Source organism: Acinetobacter sp. WU_MDCI_Abxd143 (assembly GCF_025514195.1).
GTDB lineage: Bacteria > Pseudomonadota > Gammaproteobacteria > Pseudomonadales > Moraxellaceae > Acinetobacter > Acinetobacter pittii_H.
The window spans coordinates 57,911-76,706 of the sequence record NZ_JAHPTH010000002.1; the positions used below are offsets into that span (position 1 = coordinate 57,911).

Genomic DNA, 18,796 nt, shown 5'->3' on the forward strand with positions numbered 1-18,796 from the left:
CATTTCAGTCGGTTAAATAAAAATTGTGTTTAGCTAAAACTTAGTGAGCGCTTTCACGCCATTGCTGACTTCTTGCCATAATTTTTCGGGTAAATAACCAGTGAATGAGTTTTACAACACATGAGGTCGTCAAAATGAGAATACTCATGGCAACAGCAGCAACCGTGTCTCCCGCATCATCCATATTTAAAACAGCTACCGCAGCTAAACTGGTGTCTGGTGAATACAAGAAAATGGCAGCCGACACAGTGGTCATGGCATTGACAAAAATATAGACCGATACATCGCATAGCGCTGGAAAACACATTGGCAAATACACTTTCCAAAAGGTTTTCCACTTCGATGTTCCTAAAGTTTGTGCTGCCTGATCGAGCTGTAGCGGAATTTGTTTAATGGCATTGGTTAAAGTGAGGTGTGGCACGGTGTAATAATGCACAATGGTTGAAATCACCAAAATAGTCATGGTTCCATACAGCACATTTAATGGGTTACTTTGCTGGTTAAAAAACAAAATGTAGGCAATACCTAGCACCAATCCCGGCACGGCAAGAGGTAATAAAACCAAAGCTTGCACATAGTTTTTAATGAATGGGTGTGCCTTAAAACGTTCGGTTAATAGTGCCACCATAAAAATCAGTGCTGTTCCAAAAACCGTACTAAAGAGTGCCATGCGAACCGAGTTAAAGTACGCCGCCCAACCACCACCATCGACATATTCAAAACTATAATGTGCTAAGGTCAAAGACAAATCATAAGGCCAAGACTGAATGAATGAAGCCAGCACAGCCGTAAAGATAATCAGTAAAATCGTAGCTGAAACCAAGCTACAAAATATGCTCAGAACGACTTCAAGTTTTTTATTCGATGCTGAAACATAAGGTTTAGCCTGAAAGGCTTGAAACCGTGCATGCCGCTTGCTTTGTATACGGTCGAAAATGAACACAAAAACTGCTGGTAGCAATAACAAGATGGAAATGACCGCACCCATGCTCATGTTTTGTTGACCAATAATCTGTTTATAGACATCAAGCGCCATCATATTAAATGAACCGCCAATGACTTTCGGAATCCCAAAATCGGTCAGCACATAAATAAAAGCCACTAGACTTGCGCTGATGAGTCCATAACGAATTGCAGGTAGTGTGACGTGATAATGCGTCTTCCAGATATTTTTACCCAGCGACAAAGATGCCTCAATTAAACGCTGATCGACACTGCGAAAAGACACCATCATCAACATTAAAATTGCTGGAAATAGCCAAAAGCAGTAACTGATTAAAATACCGATTGGACCATAAATTTGTATATCGCCCAGCAAAGGTTTAAACACACCTTGCTTACCAAATAAATAAACCAATGCCAAAGAAGGCAAAAGTGATGGCGCTAAAATCGGTAAAAAAGCCACCAGTTTAAAGAAGCCTTTGCCTTTTATATTTACATTGGTGAGTGCAAAAGCATAAATACTGGCAAGCAATACTGTAATGACAGTAGCAGCACAAGCAACCCACACCGAGTTAAATACAGAGCTGAGTAAAGCTGGACTTGCAAAATATTTATAAAAATTTTCAAGACCAATAAAGTTTTGATTTTCATCAAAAAATGCAGTTTCGAATAGCATCATTAAAGGTGCAATAATCGCTAAAGTCAAAGCGATTGCGACCATAGCCAAAGCAATATTTGTTCTTAATGAATATTCAGTTTTTCGATGCGGCTGTGTTTTTAAAACCGCTGAAGCAGCTTCATTTAACATAGTGCGTACCCTTGTTCGTCAAAGACATGAATGAGCTGATTAGGCACTTTTATAAACATGAGTTCTTGCAAAGATTTGAACTTGGTATTTTCAATTTCAATTTGCAAAAGGTGCTTTGCCTGCTCAATTCCATCGATATAAATAGTGCAAAACAAACGGCGTTTTGCGCCTAAAAATTCAGTGCTTAATACTTTAACTGGCAAATAAAAAGACTCTCTATCACTGCCAAAATCATCAACTAACTCGACAGCTTCGGGTCTAAAACCAATGCTGTAATTTTGCCCAGCTTTAAGTTTTTGCTGCTCCCAAGTTAGAGGAATAAAACCCAAAACCTCGAGCTGATTCGGTACAGCGCAAGTGGCTTTTAAAAAATTCATGGTGCCAATAAACTTGGCAACGAATTGGGTTTGTGGCTTGTAGTAAATATTGTGCGGCGTATCAATTTGCTCAATGACGCCATGATTCATCACCACAACACGGTCAGAAATGCTTAAGGCTTCTTCTTGATCGTGCGTGACCATAATCGTTGGCAAGTTAAGCTGCGATTGAATCGAACGGATCTTCTGTCTTAGGTTTAGACGTACCTGAGCATCGAGTGCAGACAATGGTTCATCCAGCAGTAAAATATCAGGCTTCGGCGCAATTGCCCGAGCAAGCGCAACACGTTGCTGCTGCCCACCCGACAATTGATTTGGATATTTTTTAGCAATATCAGGTAATTCAATCAGCTCTAATAATTGCTGAACTCGTTGGCTACGCTGTGCCTTATCCCATTTCTTTTTATCTAAGCCAAAGGTAATATTTTCTTCTACATTTAAGTTTGGAAATAACGCATAGTTCTGAAACACAATGCCACAGTGACGTTTTTCAGCACTGAGCAACGTAATGTCTGCGCCCTTTTTTATAACCTTTCCATAATCAGGTTTTTCTAGACCCGCAATTATGCGTAGCAATGTGGTTTTACCGCATCCAGAAGGTCCCAAAAAGCTCACGAACTCGCCCGCTTTCAGGTCTAAATTAATATGCGTTAGGGCCTGAAAGTGTTGGAATTTTTTTTGAATATCCATCACTTCTAAAACTGAGGGGCCATGTTCAGGATATTTATAGGTCGTTAAGGTCGACAATAAATGCCCTGCTAACTCGCTCTTTTGGTTTTGACCTAGCAGCGATGATTGCAATGACGAAGGTATTTGCATAATGAGGCCCTTATCTAAAAGATCACTTTTCAAAACGCTTTGACCATTCAGCCAAAATACGTTCACGCTGCTCGGCCGCCCAATAAAAATCATTTTTCACAAGCATTTGGGGGAGTTTTTTCGGGAAGTCCATGGTGGTATTTTCAATGCCTTTATAGGCCACCATTGAAAAGTTATGGGCATAGGCTTCGTTTGCCGCTTTGCTTACCGACCAATTTATAAATTTTTGTGCACTACTTAATTTCTTGGTTCCTTTCACAATTGCTGAGGCTTCCATTTCCCAGCCTAACCCTTCACTTGGATAAACCACTTCTAAAGGCGCACCCTCTGCTTTTAACTTAAATGCCGGATAACCAAAAGAAACACCAATTGGGATTTCGCCCTGTGCTGCCATCTTGCAAGGTTTTGAACCAGAATGAGGATATTGTGAAATATTTTTATCCAAAGCCTGCATATAGTCCCATGCCTGCTTTTCGCCCCATATTTGCATCCAAGCCGTGACATCTAAATAGCCTGTGCCACTCGAAGCTGGATTTGGCATCACAATCAAGTTTTTATAAATGGGGTTGGTTAAATCTTTCCAAGTTTTTGGAATCGGTAACTTACGTTTTTCTAATTCGACTTTATTGACACAAATTGCAGATTCCCATGCATCCATACCCGTCCACGTTGGTACAGATTTTTGGCTTACAAATTCTGGTTTTAAATTTTGGACGCCTTCAGGTTTAAAAGACTCAAGCATGTCTTTTTTTTCCATGACCAGCAAACTAGTTAAAGCCACACCAAAAACCACATCCGCTTGTGGGTTTTTCTGCTCTGCCAAAAGTTTAGCAGTGATCACACCTGTTGAATCACGTACCCATTTTACTTTTAGCTCTGGATAGGCTTTGTGTAATTCTTCTTGGTACTGTTTAAGCTGGTCGGCTTCCACTGCCGTATAGACTGTAATTTCTTCTGATTGTTTTGATGTTGCTGATGAACATCCCATTTGAATAGCAACTACTACACCTAAAACTGATGCAGTACCGAGTTTAATTGTCTGTTGAAGATACTGTTTCATCTGCAATCCATCGAATGCAATTATTTGATGATCGTATTTCAGCAGCTTTATATGACAGTTTAATTAATCTGGTTTAAACCAGATTAATTTTTATGCTCGCGCTTCGAAGTGCAAATCTAAAACATCGTGTAGCCAATATTCTTGGTCAACATCGGTAATCACGCCCTCTTCATTTCTATTGCTACGGCAAATATATAAACCGAGCGCACCCACATTGACATGAAGTGCTTTTGCCTGTTGTTCCGATAAAGCGGTTGGATAGAGGTTAATGTCAGCTCTGGTGATATGGCAGTCATATTGATTTGCCATCAGTAAAGTAATGGATTGCTTGAGATCATGAGTTAAAAACTCAGGAAAAAGTTCGGCATTCACTCGTAAATGCTCAACCAAAACAGGTCGTCCATTAATACAACGACGTCGCCAAACCGAATAAATCGGATGCCCTTTTTCAACTTTTAAATGCTTAGCATCCCAAGAAGTGGCCTGAGTCAGTTCACTCGAAATCACTTCTGTCGAAGGTTCATAGCCTTGTTCAATCACAAACTGATTAAAGTTTTTTGTCGATTGCGGGTGATAAATAATACGAGGAGAACGAACATACCAACCACGGCGGTCTAAACGATAAATCAAACCATCGGTTTCCAAAGCCAGCAAAGCTTCACGCGCAGCCACGCGAGTAGTTTGGAATTGTTCAGAAAGCACTCTTTCCGAAGGGAGTTTTGCGTGGGCTTCTAATACGCCAGATTCAATATCATGGGCAATTGCATCGCGGATAGGAATATATTTAGGTATGCGAGCTTGGTCCTGTTCCATACAAACTTAGAATTTATAAATAAAGAAATTAATAGCAATATACTGAAAAAATGTGACAAAAGCTTTTATTAATGCTGATCTTTTAAGCAAAACGCGTCCTATTCCCCGCTTTTCCCAATTCATTTTTTCATAAAAAAATCGTGTGTTCACGCCTACAATGGCTTCGCAAAACTTTCCTTAGCTCATTTTTTCATCAAGAAAAAACGGCATGGCATAGCCATTACATCATATTTAGTTAGACACTTTTTAAGATAAAAATTCATATTTCTGTACGGACTTTTACACAGGAATTGATGGTTTGCACTAAAAATCAATATCAGCCCTCCTATATTACACCCTTATAGAATTAGAATAATATACTCAAGAAAAAGACAAACTATTCTGAGTAATTAAAAAATATACTTATCATCTTATATTTATAAAGTCTTAATACAAAATTATTCATTTAATAAAAACTAAAATATTAAGAAAATTACTTAACTTCAAAACAAACATAAATTTTAATTTAACTAAAATCTTAAACAATAAATCGAATTAAAAAAAGAGTATAAGACATACTAGTATACTTATCACACAAAACCACGATCACACACCCAAGGTTAAATATCACCCAACTATTCACTCAATCTAATTAATATTTTATTTATAAAATTTAAATAAAATTATGAAAAACTATTAAACATGACATTAGATGCTTAAAAATTGATACGACATAATTCACAATTTCCAAAAGGCTCCAATAAATAATAAATAAGATTATGAAAAATATAGTAATTTTATTTTTTTGTATTCTATTAAATAAAATTATGGATATTTATTCACCCAATTTTTTATATTTTACCAACTGATAAAAATACAATCAAATGTATTTAAAAAAATAAAAAAATCTTATGTAATAATAAAGTTAATTATTTACCAAATGTTATATTTTAAAAAATTTTATTAAAAACAGCACCAATAAATAGATTAAAAAAATAACATTCAAAAAATTATAATAATTTTTCTTCTTGTTTTTTTATGAATGTATGTTTAGATTTAATTAAGATTAATTGAGATTAGATTTGTATTTTTTTCAATTCAGTTTAAGCAAATTAAATTTCACTTAATAGCGACTATAATATTTTAAGGAGAAAGTATTATTAAGACCAAATCATATGACATTTTAAATCAATTATATTTCAGTACTTAACTATAAAAATCCACCCAGCATTAAATTATATTCAGCCAGGAAAGATTAAAAACTCATGAAACTTAAAACAAAATTTTCTCATCTCGCTTATAGCTGTGCATTAATATTATTCGGTTCGGTGCAATTTGCTCATGCAGCTCCCTTACTTACTCCCCATGTTACAAATGAAGTAAGCCCTGCTCCTACAGCCAATGCATGGATAGAAATTGATACTCAAGCTTTTGAAGATAATATTAAAAGGACAAATCAGTTACTTAATGGCAAAACACAACTTTGTATAGTCATGAAAGCTAACGCATACGGCCATAGTATTGATCTACTTATGCCAAGTGTTATGAAGTTAAATGTATCTTGTATTGGCATTACCAGTAATGCTGAAGCGGCTATGGTGCGTAAGCATGGCTATAAAGGCAAAATTACACGTTTACGTACCGCCACAGATAGTGAAATTATTAACGCACAGGCTTTAAATATTGAAGAGCTTTTAGGTAATTATGACCAAGCTGCCCGCATGTCTAAATGGGCAGAAGCGAACAATACAACTGTTCATTACAGCTTGGCTTTAAATTCAGGCGGTATGGATCGTAATGGTCTTGAAATGTCTACGGCTCTAGGCAAAGAACAAGCTGTGGCGATCACCAAACTCCCTCATCTTAAAATTGACGGCATTATGACCCACTATGCCGTAGAAGATGAAAAATTTGTTCGTGAGCGTCTGGCGCAATTTAATGAACAAACCGCATGGTTGATTAAAAAAGCCAAACTTAATCGTAAAGAATTAACATTACATACCGCTAATTCATTTGCTACCGTAAATGTTCCTGAATCACATTTAGATATGGTTCGTGCAGGTGCAATTATATATGGGGATTTTCCTAATCACCCTGAATTTAAGGGTATGATGGCATTTAAAACACAAATTGCCGCAGTGAATAATTACCTTAAAGATTCAACTGTAGGTTATGACCAAACCTATACCTTGAAACGTGACTCTAGACTTGCAAACCTCCCTGTAGGTTATTCGGATGGCTACCGTCGTAGTTTTAGTAATAAAGCTTTTGTATTAATAAATGGACAAAAAGCACCAGTGGTTGGTCGAGTATCAATGAATACTGTTATGGTTGATGTAACAGATATTCCAGAGGCCAAAGCAGGTGATGAAGTTGTATTATTTGGTCATCAAGGCAATGCAGAAGTTAAAACGAATGATTTAACGAGTCTTACAGGCCATATTTTGACAGAAGCCTATATCCCTTGGAGTAACTCTAATCCACAAGTGGTTAAACCCCTTCAATCTCAGCAACAAGTGATATTAACCAATAATAAAGTTACGGCAAACGCCAACTAAACTTTAGGTGAATTGATAGATAGCCCTATATTCTTAAAAGTATTGGGGCTACTTTTAGCCGAATCACATCTTTTAACCGATCTCATTCCATCTTTTTTTATATAAAAAAAGGACATTTGCATGCCCTTTTTATTTTTACTTAGTCTTTAGCTTGCGTGCTTGAAACTATCAATTTGCTTAATCTCATAAGGCAAACCGACATAGTTTTCAGCCAAGGTAGTTTTACCTGCAATCGAGCCAAGCACATAACTTAGCTCAGCTTGTTTAATCTTGTGATCAAACTCACTTTCGGTTTCAAAACGATGCAATAAATGAGTCATCCACCAAGAAAAGCGCTCCGCTTTCCATACACGTTGTAGGCATTTTTCTGAGTATTCATTTATACCTTGCTCGGAACCTTCGAAATAATATTCAATGAGCGCGCTTGATAAATAAGCGATATCAGAGGCAGCGAGATTTAGGCCTTTTGCTCCTGTCGGTGGAACAATATGCGCAGCATCACCTGCTAAAAATAGTTTTCCGAAGCGCATTGGCTCGGTTACAAAGCTGCGTAACGGCGCGATACTTTTTTCAATAGAAGGCCCCGTCACTAGCTTTTCACGGCTTTCAGGATCTAAGCGATTTTTTAACTCATCCCAGAACTTTTCATCAGACCAATCTTCGACGTGATCTGTTAAAGGAACTTGTAAATAATAACGGCTACGTGTTTCTGAACGCATACTACATAAAGCGAACCCACGCTCTGACTGTACGTAAATGAGTTCATCGGCTACAGGTGGGACATCGGCCAACACCCCTAACCAGCCAAATGGATAAACTTTTTCAAAGGTCTTAATTTTATCTTCAGGCACACTGGCACGGCAGACACCATGATAGCCATCACAACCTGCTATAAAGTCACACTGAATTTGAAAGGCTTTACCTTGGTACTCAAACTCAACTTTTGGTGCAGTGTAGAAATCTTTCACTTGTACATTTTGAGCTTCATAAAATGAAGTGAGCTGCTCTGCTTCACGCGCAGTCATTAAATCTTTGGTGACTTCGGTCTGACCATATACGGTCACTTGTTTTCCACCCGTGAGTGCAGCCAAATCAACTCGATGCAATTCACCGTTGGTTAAGATTTCAATGCCCGAATGCGGTAATCCTTTGTCTTTTAGGTTTTGGTCAACACCTGCTTGTTTCAGTAAGTCGACCGAAACTTGCTCTAAAATTCCTGCACGAATCCGTGAAGCCACATATTCAGCACTACGTTGCTCAACAATAATATGATCAATTCCAGCTTTATAAAGAAGTTGCCCAAGCAATAACCCTGCTGGTCCAGAACCAATAATTGCAACCTGTGTCTTTAAAATATCCATAACTTCATCCTTGTTTCATCCTGACTTTTAAATTACTGGCTTTAAGTTTTATGCACTATGTATCCAAGACGAAAATAACCGTTTATCATTTAGTTTGTCCGAATAGCGGACAGAAACAACCAAAATAACAGGAATGAAAGGATGCCTTCTCTCGATGCTTTTTTAGAGCACCCAAACTCGCATGAGAAAATTCGTCAGGAAGACTACATTGCAGGGTTAGCAAAAGGCTTGGCTTTGCTGGAAGCTTTTGGAACAGATCGCCAGCGGCTCAATGTCACTCAAGTGGCTGAGCGAACCGGTATTAGTCGTACAGCGGCAAGGCGGTATTTAAAAACTTTAAAATATTTAGGCTATTTAGAAACCGATGAACATTACTTTTGGCTCACTCATCGCGTACTGCGCTTTTCGAGTTCTTATTTAAGCTCTGCCCACCTGCCTAAAGTTGCTCAATCATTTTTAAATCTTTTGTGTGCCCAGACATCTCTGACTTTTTCGATTGTGGTGTTAGACGATAACGAAGTGGTGCCGATTGCCCGTAGTTATTTACCACAGCAAGATAATTTGCGCGTTAGCCCTTATGGCATGCATTTAGGAAACCGTCTCCCTGCCCATGCCACTTCCACGGGTAAAGTATTGCTGGCAGCACTACCTGAAGAAGCCCAACATACGTGGGTAAAAAATTACGGTTTAAAACGCTTAACGCCTTTTACCATAGTAGATGAGTCAAAGTTTTTTGAAGTGCTTAAGGGTATTTCGTTATCGGATTATTGTCTTTCTAAAGAAGAACATGAACTTGGCGTAATTGCGATTGCCGTGCCCGTTTTTAATGCACAAGGTCAAGCAGTGGCAGCACTTAACTGCATGTCTCAAACCAACCGAGTACAAGAAGATTATTTGGTTCAGCAAATTTTGCCATTGCTGCGTAACACGGCAAATGAACTTAGAAATGTAATTTAAATAGACTTAGAAACTCTTGTCATCAATTAGAGGTACAAGAGTTTCAACTCATAATTTTAAACAGCGAATTCTTTAACTTGCTGGCTTGCCAAATCTAAAGCGTCGCTGCGATAGGCCTGCATGTCTAAGCCTTCTGCATAGATAAATTCAACGTCATGAATGCCCATTAGCCCTAACACCGCTTTGAGATAAGGCGTGACTGCCTCAGTTTCTTGGCCGACATGAATACCACCACGACTACTTACTACCACCGCTTTTACCCCTTTCACCAAACCTTGAGGATAAGTTTCGGTGTAGCGGAATGTTTGTCTTGCCCGTGCCACCAAGTCAAACCAGTTTTTAAGTTGAGTCGGCACATTTAAGTTGTACATGGGTGCGCCTATCACCAATAAATCGGCACTTTTTAATTCAGCAATTAATTCATCAGACAAAGCAACGATTCGTTGAATGTCTTGATTTACATTTTCAGCCCCACGAAGCGCCTGAAAGATTTCTAAATCTAATACAGGCAAGTTCATTTCAGCTAAATTGCGTATGGTAATGTCATCTTGCAAACCTTGGTCTTTACGGTGTTCAAGCATTACATCGATTAGACGATTGGTTTGTGAACCCTCACCCATAATGCTGGATTTTAATACCAATATTTTAGCCATGACTGTCTCCACGTTTTTGATAAAGCCATATTAACCCCACAATAAATTCAACAGTGGTGATATTATTTCTTATCATTGGTTCCTTTTAGGCAACAATCATGCAACATGAGCTAAGTGCAATTTCTATATTTGTGACTGTGGTTGAGGCTGGAAGTTTTGTAAAAGCTGCCGAGCAATTACATTTAACTCGCTCAGCCATAAGTAAAAATATTGCTCGGCTTGAAGAACAGCTTGGTGTAGCTCTATTTAAAAGAACAACACGTTCACTCAGCATGACTGATGAAGGCGCTTTGTTTTATGAACATAGCCGCCGCGCGTTAAGTGAAATACAAAATGCAGCGGCTTTATTAGACCAAGGGAAAATTAACGCAACTGGTCGATTAAGAATGTCTGTGCCTGTACTTTTTGGACAACTCTTTGCTGCCCCGCTCATGGTTAAATTTGCTCAACAGCATGCGGACTTACAACTAGAAATTTCATTTAATGATCGAACTGTAGACTTGGTCGAAGAAGGTTTTGATTTGTGCATCCGCATCGGGGCATTGCCTGACACCACTCAGCTCGTTGCCAAGCCGATTGGTGAGCATCGAATGCTACTTTGTGCCTCACCTGACTATTTAAATGAAGCAGGTCCCCTAGAACATATTGAGGACTTAGACCATCATGCGACTATTGCCGATCCGCATTTTGGTCAAATGCAAAAATGGCGACTTCAAAAGGAAAATGACGAGCCTTTATTTATTAAACCGAAAGCAAAACTTCTTTTAAATGACTTACAAGCCATTAAAAACGCAGCGCTTGCTGGAGCTGGTATCGCTTGGCTACCCGACTGGCTCATTCAAAATGAATTACAGGACGGTAAGCTGGTACAAGTGTTAGACGCCATGTCGAGCACTGCTTTTCCGATTCATTTGGTATGGCCTACACTGCCTTTTATGCCACTCAAAACCCGTCTTGCAATTGATTATTTGGCGCAGCATTTACCCCCTGAACTGAACAAATAAGCTTAAAAATAAAAAAGCCTCGTCCACTTGAACAAGGCTTTTTTAATTATTCAAAGGCAACGTTTATTGCTCAGATTCAAACTCTTTAATTGCCTCTTTAGCAATTCGAAAGCTATCTACAGCAGCAGGCACGCCACAGTAAATTGCAACCTGCAAAAGCACTTCACGAATTTTCTCTTTAGGTACACCATTTCGAAGTGCACCTTTAACATGTAGTTTTAATTCATGCGGACGATTTAAAGCTGAGATCATTGCCAAATTAATTAAACTGCGCTCAGGCTTACTTAATTCTTCACGTCCCCAAACAGCTCCCCAGCAATATTCAGTGACTAATTCTTGAAGAGGAAGATTAAACTCATCAGCATTGTTGATTGAATTATTTACATATTCTTCACCAAGAACTTGTTTACGGATTGCTAAACCCTTTTCAAATTTTTCATTACTCATATATTCAATCCTCCAAACAAGGTGTATTTAATTTCCAGATAATCTTCAATACCGTATTTAGAACCTTCACGCCCTAAACCAGACTGTTTAATTCCACCAAAAGGCGCAACTTCATTTGAAATAAGGCCTTTATTAATTCCGACCATGCCATACTCAAGCTGTTCACTCATTCGCCAAGCACGGCCTAAATCTTTGGTATAACAATATGCGGCTAAACCAAATTCAGTTGCATTTGCCATTTCAACTGCTTGTTGCTCGGTTTCAAATTTAAATACGGCTGCCAGTGGGCCAAACGTTTCTTGAGTTGCCACATCCATATCAGCGGTAACATCTGCAATTAGTGTCGGTTCAAAAAATAATTCACCCGCAGTATGCCTTTTACCACCAATCACAAGACGACCATTTTTATCTAATGCATCTTGAATATGTGCTTCAACTTTTTTCACCGCATTGGCATTAATTAATGGCCCAATGTCATGCCCAGCTTCTAATCCATTACCAATATTAAAGTTTTGGATTTTTTGGCTTAAGGCAGCAATAAATTTTTCATAAATACCCGCCTGCACTAAGAATCGATTGACGCATACACAGGTTTGCCCTGCATTTCTAAATTTAGCAATGAGTGCTCCCTCAATTGCTGCTTCTAAATCGGCATCATCAAATACAATGAACGGCGCATTGCCACCCAATTCTAAGGAAACTTTTTTTAAGGTTTTTGCTGAACGCTCAAGCAACATTTTGCCAACTGGTGTTGAACCCGTAAAAGTAAACTTGCGTACAACATCACTTTCAAAAATTGCATCACCAATATGAACTGCATCACCTGTAATCACACTAAAAATTTCAGCAGGCACGCCCGCTTGCACAGCTAAGTCCACTAAAGCCAAAGCAGTAAAAGGCGTTTCTGGTGCTGGTTTTACAATACAAGGACAACCTGCAGCCAAGGCTGGAGCAACCTTACGCGTAATCATGGCAGCGGGAAAATTCCACGGCGTAATAGCTGCAACGACGCCAATAGGCTGTTTATTTACAACAATACGAGCATCTGGATATGGGCTTGGAATAATATCTCCATACACTCGTTTTGCTTCTTCGGCAAACCATTCAATAAAACTGGCAGCATATAAAATTTCACCCTTGGCTTCAGCTAAGGGCTTTCCTTGCTCACTCGTTAAAATAAAAGCCAATTCATCTGCATTTGAAATAATTAAATCGAACCATTTTTTTAAAATAATTGATCGATCTTTTGCTGTTTTATTTTTCCATAAAGGCCAAGCTTCTTTGGCAGCTTCAATGGCACGCTCGGCTTCAGCCTTGCCCATATTTGGGACAGTACCAACAATCTCTAATGTCGCCGGATTTAAAATTTTGGATGTTTGTTGATGGTCTGCATCGCACCACTTTCCAGCAATAAAAGCTTGCTGACGAAATAAAGCGAGTTCATTAAGCTGCATGATCATTATCCTGTTGAGATCTTCTGCATTGATAGTGGAGCGATACATAAATTAAATAGCTCACCATCAACTTTGTATTATGGCATACCAAAAATTAATTTAAAAAATTTTTCGGTATACCCGAATGTTTAAGTGTCTTTAGAAATAATAAAACAGCGTTAAGTTAAGCAACTTATTCCACTGGTTATCATCACCTTTTGCCAATGAATCTTGAGTCCCACCAATGAATGGATCATTTTTACTCATGATGTATTCAGCCACCAAAGATAGCGGTTTATGGTCAATAGACACACCAATAATATTACGAATCGAATCTTTCATACTGTCCTGATCTTTGTCGTACTGACTGTACATAAAGTACGGCGTAATGTTTCCGATCTGCTTAACATTTTTGAAAGAATAACCAACATCTGCAGTATAGAATGTTCCTTTGTTAGCCACATAATATTCAGTGTCGTAGGAACCCATGAGCGACTGATTAGGATGAAGCTGATCCTGATTAGTTACGTCATTTTTACCACCAGTAAGGGTCACATTAAAATTGCCATAATTGGCTTTACCAAAAAGTGCCCATGCATGACGGCGCCCATCACTCGAAGCAGCTTTATTTTCAATATCGGATGTCCAATATGAGCCACCGAGTTGTGTGGTTAATCCATTAATTCCAAGATTTACATCTTGAGCCACTCGGCCTACCCACATGTTCTTTTCTTGCAAATCGGTTTTATTCGGATCATTTGAACTCACGTAGTTTGCTGTATAGCGACCTGAGTCTTGGGTAGAACCTCTATAGTTTCCACCATCTACTGCAAAGTAACCCACATCAAACTTAGTTGCTGTCGGCAATTCAAAGTGATAATTCAAACCAAGATTGTGAACATCTTCCAAACCTACGGTTGTGCTCATACTTCCATATAGGCTATTGCCCCAAAAACGTCCCGGTCCAAATGGAATCGGCTGAACACCTGCCACCACTTGATCTGTTTTATTTAATTTGTACCCTATATAACCATCAACTAACGTAGAAAAATCACATAGACGATCATATTGATAGCACCGATATTCCGCATGACCAAATAACGGCCCATGCTCGTAGTCCAGTTTTAACTGCGCAGCATCAAAACGAATTTTTTGATCAGAAGCAGTTTCGCCATAGTGTTTATCTTGATAGTTAGCGCGAACATAACCTGATACGGTGAGCTTGCCGTATTCACCATCGCTATTTCCAAAACTTACACCTGCATAACTTGGATAGATTACAGCCATCAATGCTGTGCTTAGAGCCGCTTGTAAGTAGCTTTTTTTCATTGTGGGATTCCTTTCACTACAATGCTTATTGAGGTAATTTTGCGTTTAATGCAGGCGCAGAACATTTAATCTTTCCTAGATTAAAGATGTAATACACCACCAGACTCACCACCAATCCAATCACCCATGAAATATCCGCATCGGGAATTACATCGGCCAATGCACCTGTGAAGAAGGCATTTTTTAAGAACGGAATTTGTACCGCGATCCCAATGAAATAAGCCGTAAGCGCTTTTGCATTAAATTTGCCGTAAATACCACCATCACGTGCAAAGATCGATTGAATGTCATAAGACTTTTTATTCACGACATAGAAATCTAATAAATTAATAGACACCCACGGCACCAAAATAAATAACAAGGCAAAAATCACATTCAAGAAGAAACTAATAAAGTTACTTGATGCCCAAAGCGCCGTTAAAGTCGCTAGAACTAATACAATGATTGATAACACGACTCGGATATTTCGGCTTGGCATCCACTGCCCTGCAAAAGTCTGAATAGAGGTAATACAAGAAAGAACCGCACCGTAGAGGTTCATGGCATTATGACCAATGATATTGCATAAGAACAAAATCATAAGGACATAGCCGAACAACCCAGTGCCTGACTTTACCGCTTCCATGGCATCTGTGGTTGAGCCAATACTAACCGCGATCGTACCAAATGCCATCGCAAAAATAGTTCCTAAAGATGCGCCTAAATAGGTAAAAATAAATGGCTTATAAATACCAATCGACTTCGGTAAATATCGCGAATAATCTGAGGTATAAGGCGAGAAACTAATTTGCCATACCGCACATAAACCAAACATGGCAAACCAGCCTTTCATATTGAAAGAGCCTTTAGCGAGTACATCTGCATTAATATGCGGCACCATAATCATGAGGCCGATGAGCAACGAACCACCCATAAACCAAGTTCCAATTTTATTGAACTTATGAATAAAGTGATAACCAATCACGCCTATGGTAGTTGCTGCGATTGCGCCAATCACGGTCGCGGTAGGTACTGGAATAGCAGGAACAACGGTATGAAGGGTTTTGCCTGACAAAATAATGTTAGAGATGAAAAAACCTAAATAAATGAGGGTGGTAAACAGTACAACCAGCAATGCCCCATAACGCCCGAACTGTGCGCGGCTCTGAATCATTTGAGGAATGCCGACCTGCGGGCCTTGTGCAGAAGTTAAAGCAAGAATCGCTGCACCAAAAAAATGTCCGCAGCAGATCGCAAGCAATGCACTTACAATATTGAGGTTAAAGGTTAAAATTGACATTGCACCCGTAATGACGGCGAGCGGTGCAATATTGGTACAAAACCATAATGTAAATAGATCGCGAACTTTCCCATTACGTTCAGAGGGAGCAACATAATCAATGGAATGACTTTCGATAGCGAAAGCATTATTGCTATTTTCGTTTTGGCTCATATCCTTAATCTCTCTTTGAGGAATTCATTTCCTCAACATCAAAAAATCTGTCCTGCCAAAGTCATGTCGGTATGACTCGGCTTCATCTTTTTATTTCCTTTTACAAACAGCTCATTTCACTGTTTGTGTTGTTTTAGCCAAGAAAAAGGTAAAGCCAGTCCGATCAATACTTGATTAAGCATCGATACATCTAGTTTTACGTTTTCAACTATTTAAAGCTTTAGGCGATTGCTGAGTTTGACTGATTCATTTTTTCATCCTTGAAATTAAAATCCCGTTATATTTTCATACCTCAAGTCATGATTTACCTCATGACAAATGGGTCATCAATTGGCTCATCTGAGGTACGTAACCAAACTGTTTTGGTGGTGGTGTAATCTAAAACAGCATTTGCACCACCTTCCCGACCATGTCCCGAAAGCCCATGTCCACCAAAAGGTGCAAGTGGAGAAACCGCACGGTAAGTATTGAGCCAAACAATTCCCGACCCAATCACTTTCGTCATACGGTGCGCACGACTTAAATTGGTGGTAAAAACGCCTGCCGCCAGCCCGTAAGGCGTGCTATTGGCTTTTTGCACAGCTTCCGCTTCATCTTTGAAACTATCTACCGATAACACCGGACCAAATAGTTCTGTGGTAATGCAATCTGCTTGAGGTGCATCAGTACAATCTAAAATGGTCGGTGGATAGTAATACCCTGCTCGCTCAAGACTTTTACCACCGGTAAGAAGTTTTGCACCTTGCTGAATTGAACTTGCAACGACTTGCTCGATTTTTTGGCGTTGGCGTAAAGTACAAAGTGGTCCAAACTCGGTTGCCATCTCATGAGGTAAACCAATTTTTATGGTTTGTACACGCTCAACCAAACGCCGAACAAATTCATCTTTAATGCTTTCTTCAACCAGTAAGCGTGAACCTGCCACACAACTCTGCCCTGTTGCAGCAAAAATAGCAGCGACCTGAGCATTTACCGCACTTTGAATATCTGCATCAGCAAATACAATAAATGGTGATTTGCCACCTAATTCGAGTGAAACTTTTGCAAGATTTTTAGCCGAGTTACGCACAATGTGCCTTGCCGTTTCTGGACCACCTGTAAATGCAACATGTGCAACATCAGTATGACTACTCAGCACGGCGCCACATTCAGGTCCGAAACCGGTAATCACATTGACCACTCCAGCCGGAAAACCCGCTTCATGGATCAATTTAGCAAAAGCTAATAATGGCCCAGGGCCGTCTTCAGAGGCTTTTAACACGACGGTACAACCTGCCGCTAAAGCTGGCCCCACCTTCACTGCCGATAGAAATAACTGACTGTTCCAAGGAACGATTGCAGCAACCACGCCTACTGGTTCACGAACAATCCATGCTTGCATGTCTGCCTTATCAATCGGTAGAAAACTACCCTCTAATTTGTCGGCAATACCTGCATAGTAGCGATAATATTCAGCGACATAGGCAATCTGGCTCGATGTTTCACGAATAATTTTGCCCGTATCACTGGTTTCAATTTGGGCAAGTTGCGGTGCAGCTTTTTCAATTAAATCAGCCAACTTATAGAGCAATTTACCGCGCTGGGAGGCCGTTAAACCTGCCCACTCCGGTGCTTTTAATGCCCGAGATGCCGCCTGAACTGCTCGATTGACCTCATCGGTTCGAGCTTCTGGCATCTGTGCCCAGACTTCACCCGTTGCAGGATTGATACTTTCAAACGTCGCTGCACCAGATTCAAACTGACCATTAATATAAAGCTGAAAATCTGCTGTCATGATATTCGCCTCTATGCAAATGCCGGCATAACTTCATTGATCATACGTTCTAATGAGGCTTTTTTACGTTCAAAGCTCATGCCCGTATCAATCCAGAAAGAATATTCGTTATAGCCCATTGCTTCATAAGCTTTTAAGCGGTCAATGACTTCTTGGGCCTGTCCAATCACATTATTTTTACGCATCGCTTCTGGTGTATAAAAAGGATGTGCAGCAATTTCTTCAGGGCTTAAAGGTGCGATTAAACCTTGATTAATTTCACGCTCATTTTTAAACCAAGCGCCGAAATAGTTATAGAAGGTATTGATTTCATCTGCTGCCAGTTGAGCATCTTCTTCACTATCTGCCACATAGGTATGGCGGAGCAACATAATTTCCGGACGCGGTACATCACTGAACTTTTCGCAAGCTGCATTGAAATGTCCCATGAGTTTTTCAACTTCTTCATCACCTAAATGCAAAGGCGTTACCTGTACATTACAGCCATTTTGCACAGCAAATTCATGGCTATTTGGATCACGAGCAGCAACCCAAATTGGTGGATGTGGTTGTTGAAGCGGTTGAGGTGCTGAGGTGGTTTTTGGAAACTGCCAAAACTCACCGTTATGCTCATAGTCGCCTTTCCAAAGGTTTTTAATTGCGGGAATCATTTCACGTAAACGCTGACCTGCACTCCAAGCATCCATGCCCGGAACCATACGTTCATATTCAAACGAATAAGCACCGCGAGCAATACCAATATCTAAACGGCCATTGGTAATAATGTCGGTCATTGCAGCTTCGCCTGCAAGTTTAATCGGATGCCAGAATGGTGCTACCACCGTACCTGTACCTAAACGAACATTTTGAGTCTTATTCGCTAAATCGACCAGATTTAAAAATGGGTTCGGTGCAATGGTAAAGTTCATGGCATGGTGTTCGCCTGTCCAAACCGCATGCATACCGCCACGGTCTGCAATTTGACAAAGCTCAATCATTTCATCATAAAGCTGCTTCTGGGTTTGCTGATCAGAAACACGTTCCATATGCACAAATAATGAAAAACGCATG

General features: G+C 39.6%; 15 protein-coding genes and 1 pseudogene. 3 read left to right on the plus strand and 13 right to left on the minus strand.

The genetic code is table 11. The features are described 5' to 3' along the window. Positions 1–40: 40 nt before the first annotated feature. The 4 genes from KTI79_RS05020 to KTI79_RS05035 form a co-directional block, all read right to left on the minus strand. Positions 41–1,750 carry a putative 2-aminoethylphosphonate ABC transporter permease subunit gene (locus KTI79_RS05020; protein WP_032053599.1) on the minus strand — a complete coding sequence of 570 codons (1,710 nt, stop codon included), beginning with the start codon at positions 1,748–1,750 and terminating at the stop codon, positions 41–43. Next, entirely contained in the window at positions 1,744–2,946 is a 1,203-nt protein-coding gene (locus KTI79_RS05025; RefSeq protein WP_032053597.1) for an ABC transporter ATP-binding protein, read from the minus strand. The genes KTI79_RS05020 and KTI79_RS05025 overlap by 7 nt, the downstream gene beginning before the upstream one ends. Positions 2,947–2,968: 22 nt before the next feature. After that, entirely contained in the window at positions 2,969–4,006 is a 1,038-nt protein-coding gene (locus tag KTI79_RS05030; RefSeq protein WP_086375739.1) for a putative 2-aminoethylphosphonate ABC transporter substrate-binding protein, read from the minus strand. 90 nt (positions 4,007–4,096) lie between these two features. Further along, positions 4,097–4,819 carry a UTRA domain-containing protein gene (locus tag KTI79_RS05035; RefSeq protein ID WP_002048349.1) on the minus strand — a complete coding sequence of 241 codons (723 nt, stop codon included), beginning with the start codon at positions 4,817–4,819 and terminating at the stop codon, positions 4,097–4,099. 1,244 nt (positions 4,820–6,063) lie between these two features. Here KTI79_RS05035 and alr point away from each other — a divergent pair. Next, complete coding sequence (gene alr, locus KTI79_RS05040) at positions 6,064–7,356, plus strand: alanine racemase (protein ID WP_032053595.1); 1,293 nt, start codon at positions 6,064–6,066, stop codon at positions 7,354–7,356. 146 nt (positions 7,357–7,502) lie between these two features. On the opposite strand, the gene pobA is transcribed toward alr, so the two are convergent. Further along, complete coding sequence (gene pobA, locus KTI79_RS05045; RefSeq protein WP_032053594.1) at positions 7,503–8,717, minus strand: 4-hydroxybenzoate 3-monooxygenase; 1,215 nt, start codon at positions 8,715–8,717, stop codon at positions 7,503–7,505. A 141-nt stretch (positions 8,718–8,858) separates the two neighbouring features. Between pobA and pobR the strand changes: the two genes are divergently transcribed. Continuing rightward, a complete protein-coding gene (gene pobR, locus KTI79_RS05050) occupies positions 8,859–9,674 on the plus strand; it encodes an IclR family transcriptional regulator PobR (protein ID WP_032053593.1) in 816 nt (271 codons plus the stop codon). Between the two features lie 56 nt (positions 9,675–9,730). On the opposite strand, the gene KTI79_RS05055 is transcribed toward pobR, so the two are convergent. Next, positions 9,731–10,327 (minus strand): NAD(P)H-dependent oxidoreductase, encoded by a 597-nt coding sequence (locus tag KTI79_RS05055; protein ID WP_032053592.1) that lies wholly within the window; start codon positions 10,325–10,327, stop codon positions 9,731–9,733. 98 nt (positions 10,328–10,425) lie between these two features. Between KTI79_RS05055 and KTI79_RS05060 the strand changes: the two genes are divergently transcribed. After that, on the plus strand, positions 10,426–11,331 hold the full coding sequence (locus KTI79_RS05060; RefSeq protein WP_086375740.1) for a LysR family transcriptional regulator: 906 nt from the start codon (positions 10,426–10,428) through the stop codon (positions 11,329–11,331). A 63-nt stretch (positions 11,332–11,394) separates the two neighbouring features. Here KTI79_RS05060 and KTI79_RS05065 read toward each other — a convergent pair whose 3' ends face one another. From KTI79_RS05065 to tgnB, 7 genes and pseudogenes are all read right to left on the minus strand, one after another. Next, positions 11,395–11,778, minus strand: a complete 384-nt coding sequence (locus KTI79_RS05065) for a carboxymuconolactone decarboxylase family protein (RefSeq protein WP_000064100.1) — start codon at positions 11,776–11,778, stop codon at positions 11,395–11,397. Beyond that, on the minus strand, positions 11,775–13,232 hold the full coding sequence (locus KTI79_RS05070) for an NAD-dependent succinate-semialdehyde dehydrogenase (protein WP_032053590.1): 1,458 nt from the start codon (positions 13,230–13,232) through the stop codon (positions 11,775–11,777). The genes KTI79_RS05065 and KTI79_RS05070 overlap by 4 nt, the downstream gene beginning before the upstream one ends. Positions 13,233–13,370: 138 nt before the next feature. Next, the gene (locus KTI79_RS05075; RefSeq protein WP_032053589.1) at positions 13,371–14,540 is read right to left on the minus strand and encodes a hypothetical protein; all 1,170 of its coding nucleotides are present in this window, start codon (positions 14,538–14,540) and stop codon (positions 13,371–13,373) included. 25 nt (positions 14,541–14,565) lie between these two features. Then, on the minus strand, positions 14,566–15,972 hold the full coding sequence (locus KTI79_RS05080) for a purine-cytosine permease family protein (RefSeq protein ID WP_000081162.1): 1,407 nt from the start codon (positions 15,970–15,972) through the stop codon (positions 14,566–14,568). Positions 15,973–16,010: 38 nt separating this feature from the next. Beyond that, positions 16,011–16,154, minus strand: a pseudogene (locus KTI79_RS05085) (hypothetical protein). Between the two features lie 122 nt (positions 16,155–16,276). Beyond that, on the minus strand, positions 16,277–17,746 hold the full coding sequence (gene tgnC, locus KTI79_RS05090; RefSeq protein WP_032053588.1) for a (Z)-2-((N-methylformamido)methylene)-5-hydroxybutyrolactone dehydrogenase: 1,470 nt from the start codon (positions 17,744–17,746) through the stop codon (positions 16,277–16,279). A gap of 11 nt (positions 17,747–17,757) precedes the next feature. After that, entirely contained in the window at positions 17,758–18,795 is a 1,038-nt protein-coding gene (tgnB, locus tag KTI79_RS05095) for a flavin-dependent trigonelline monooxygenase oxygenase component (protein WP_023896941.1), read from the minus strand. Between the last annotated feature and the right edge of the window lies 1 nt (position 18,796).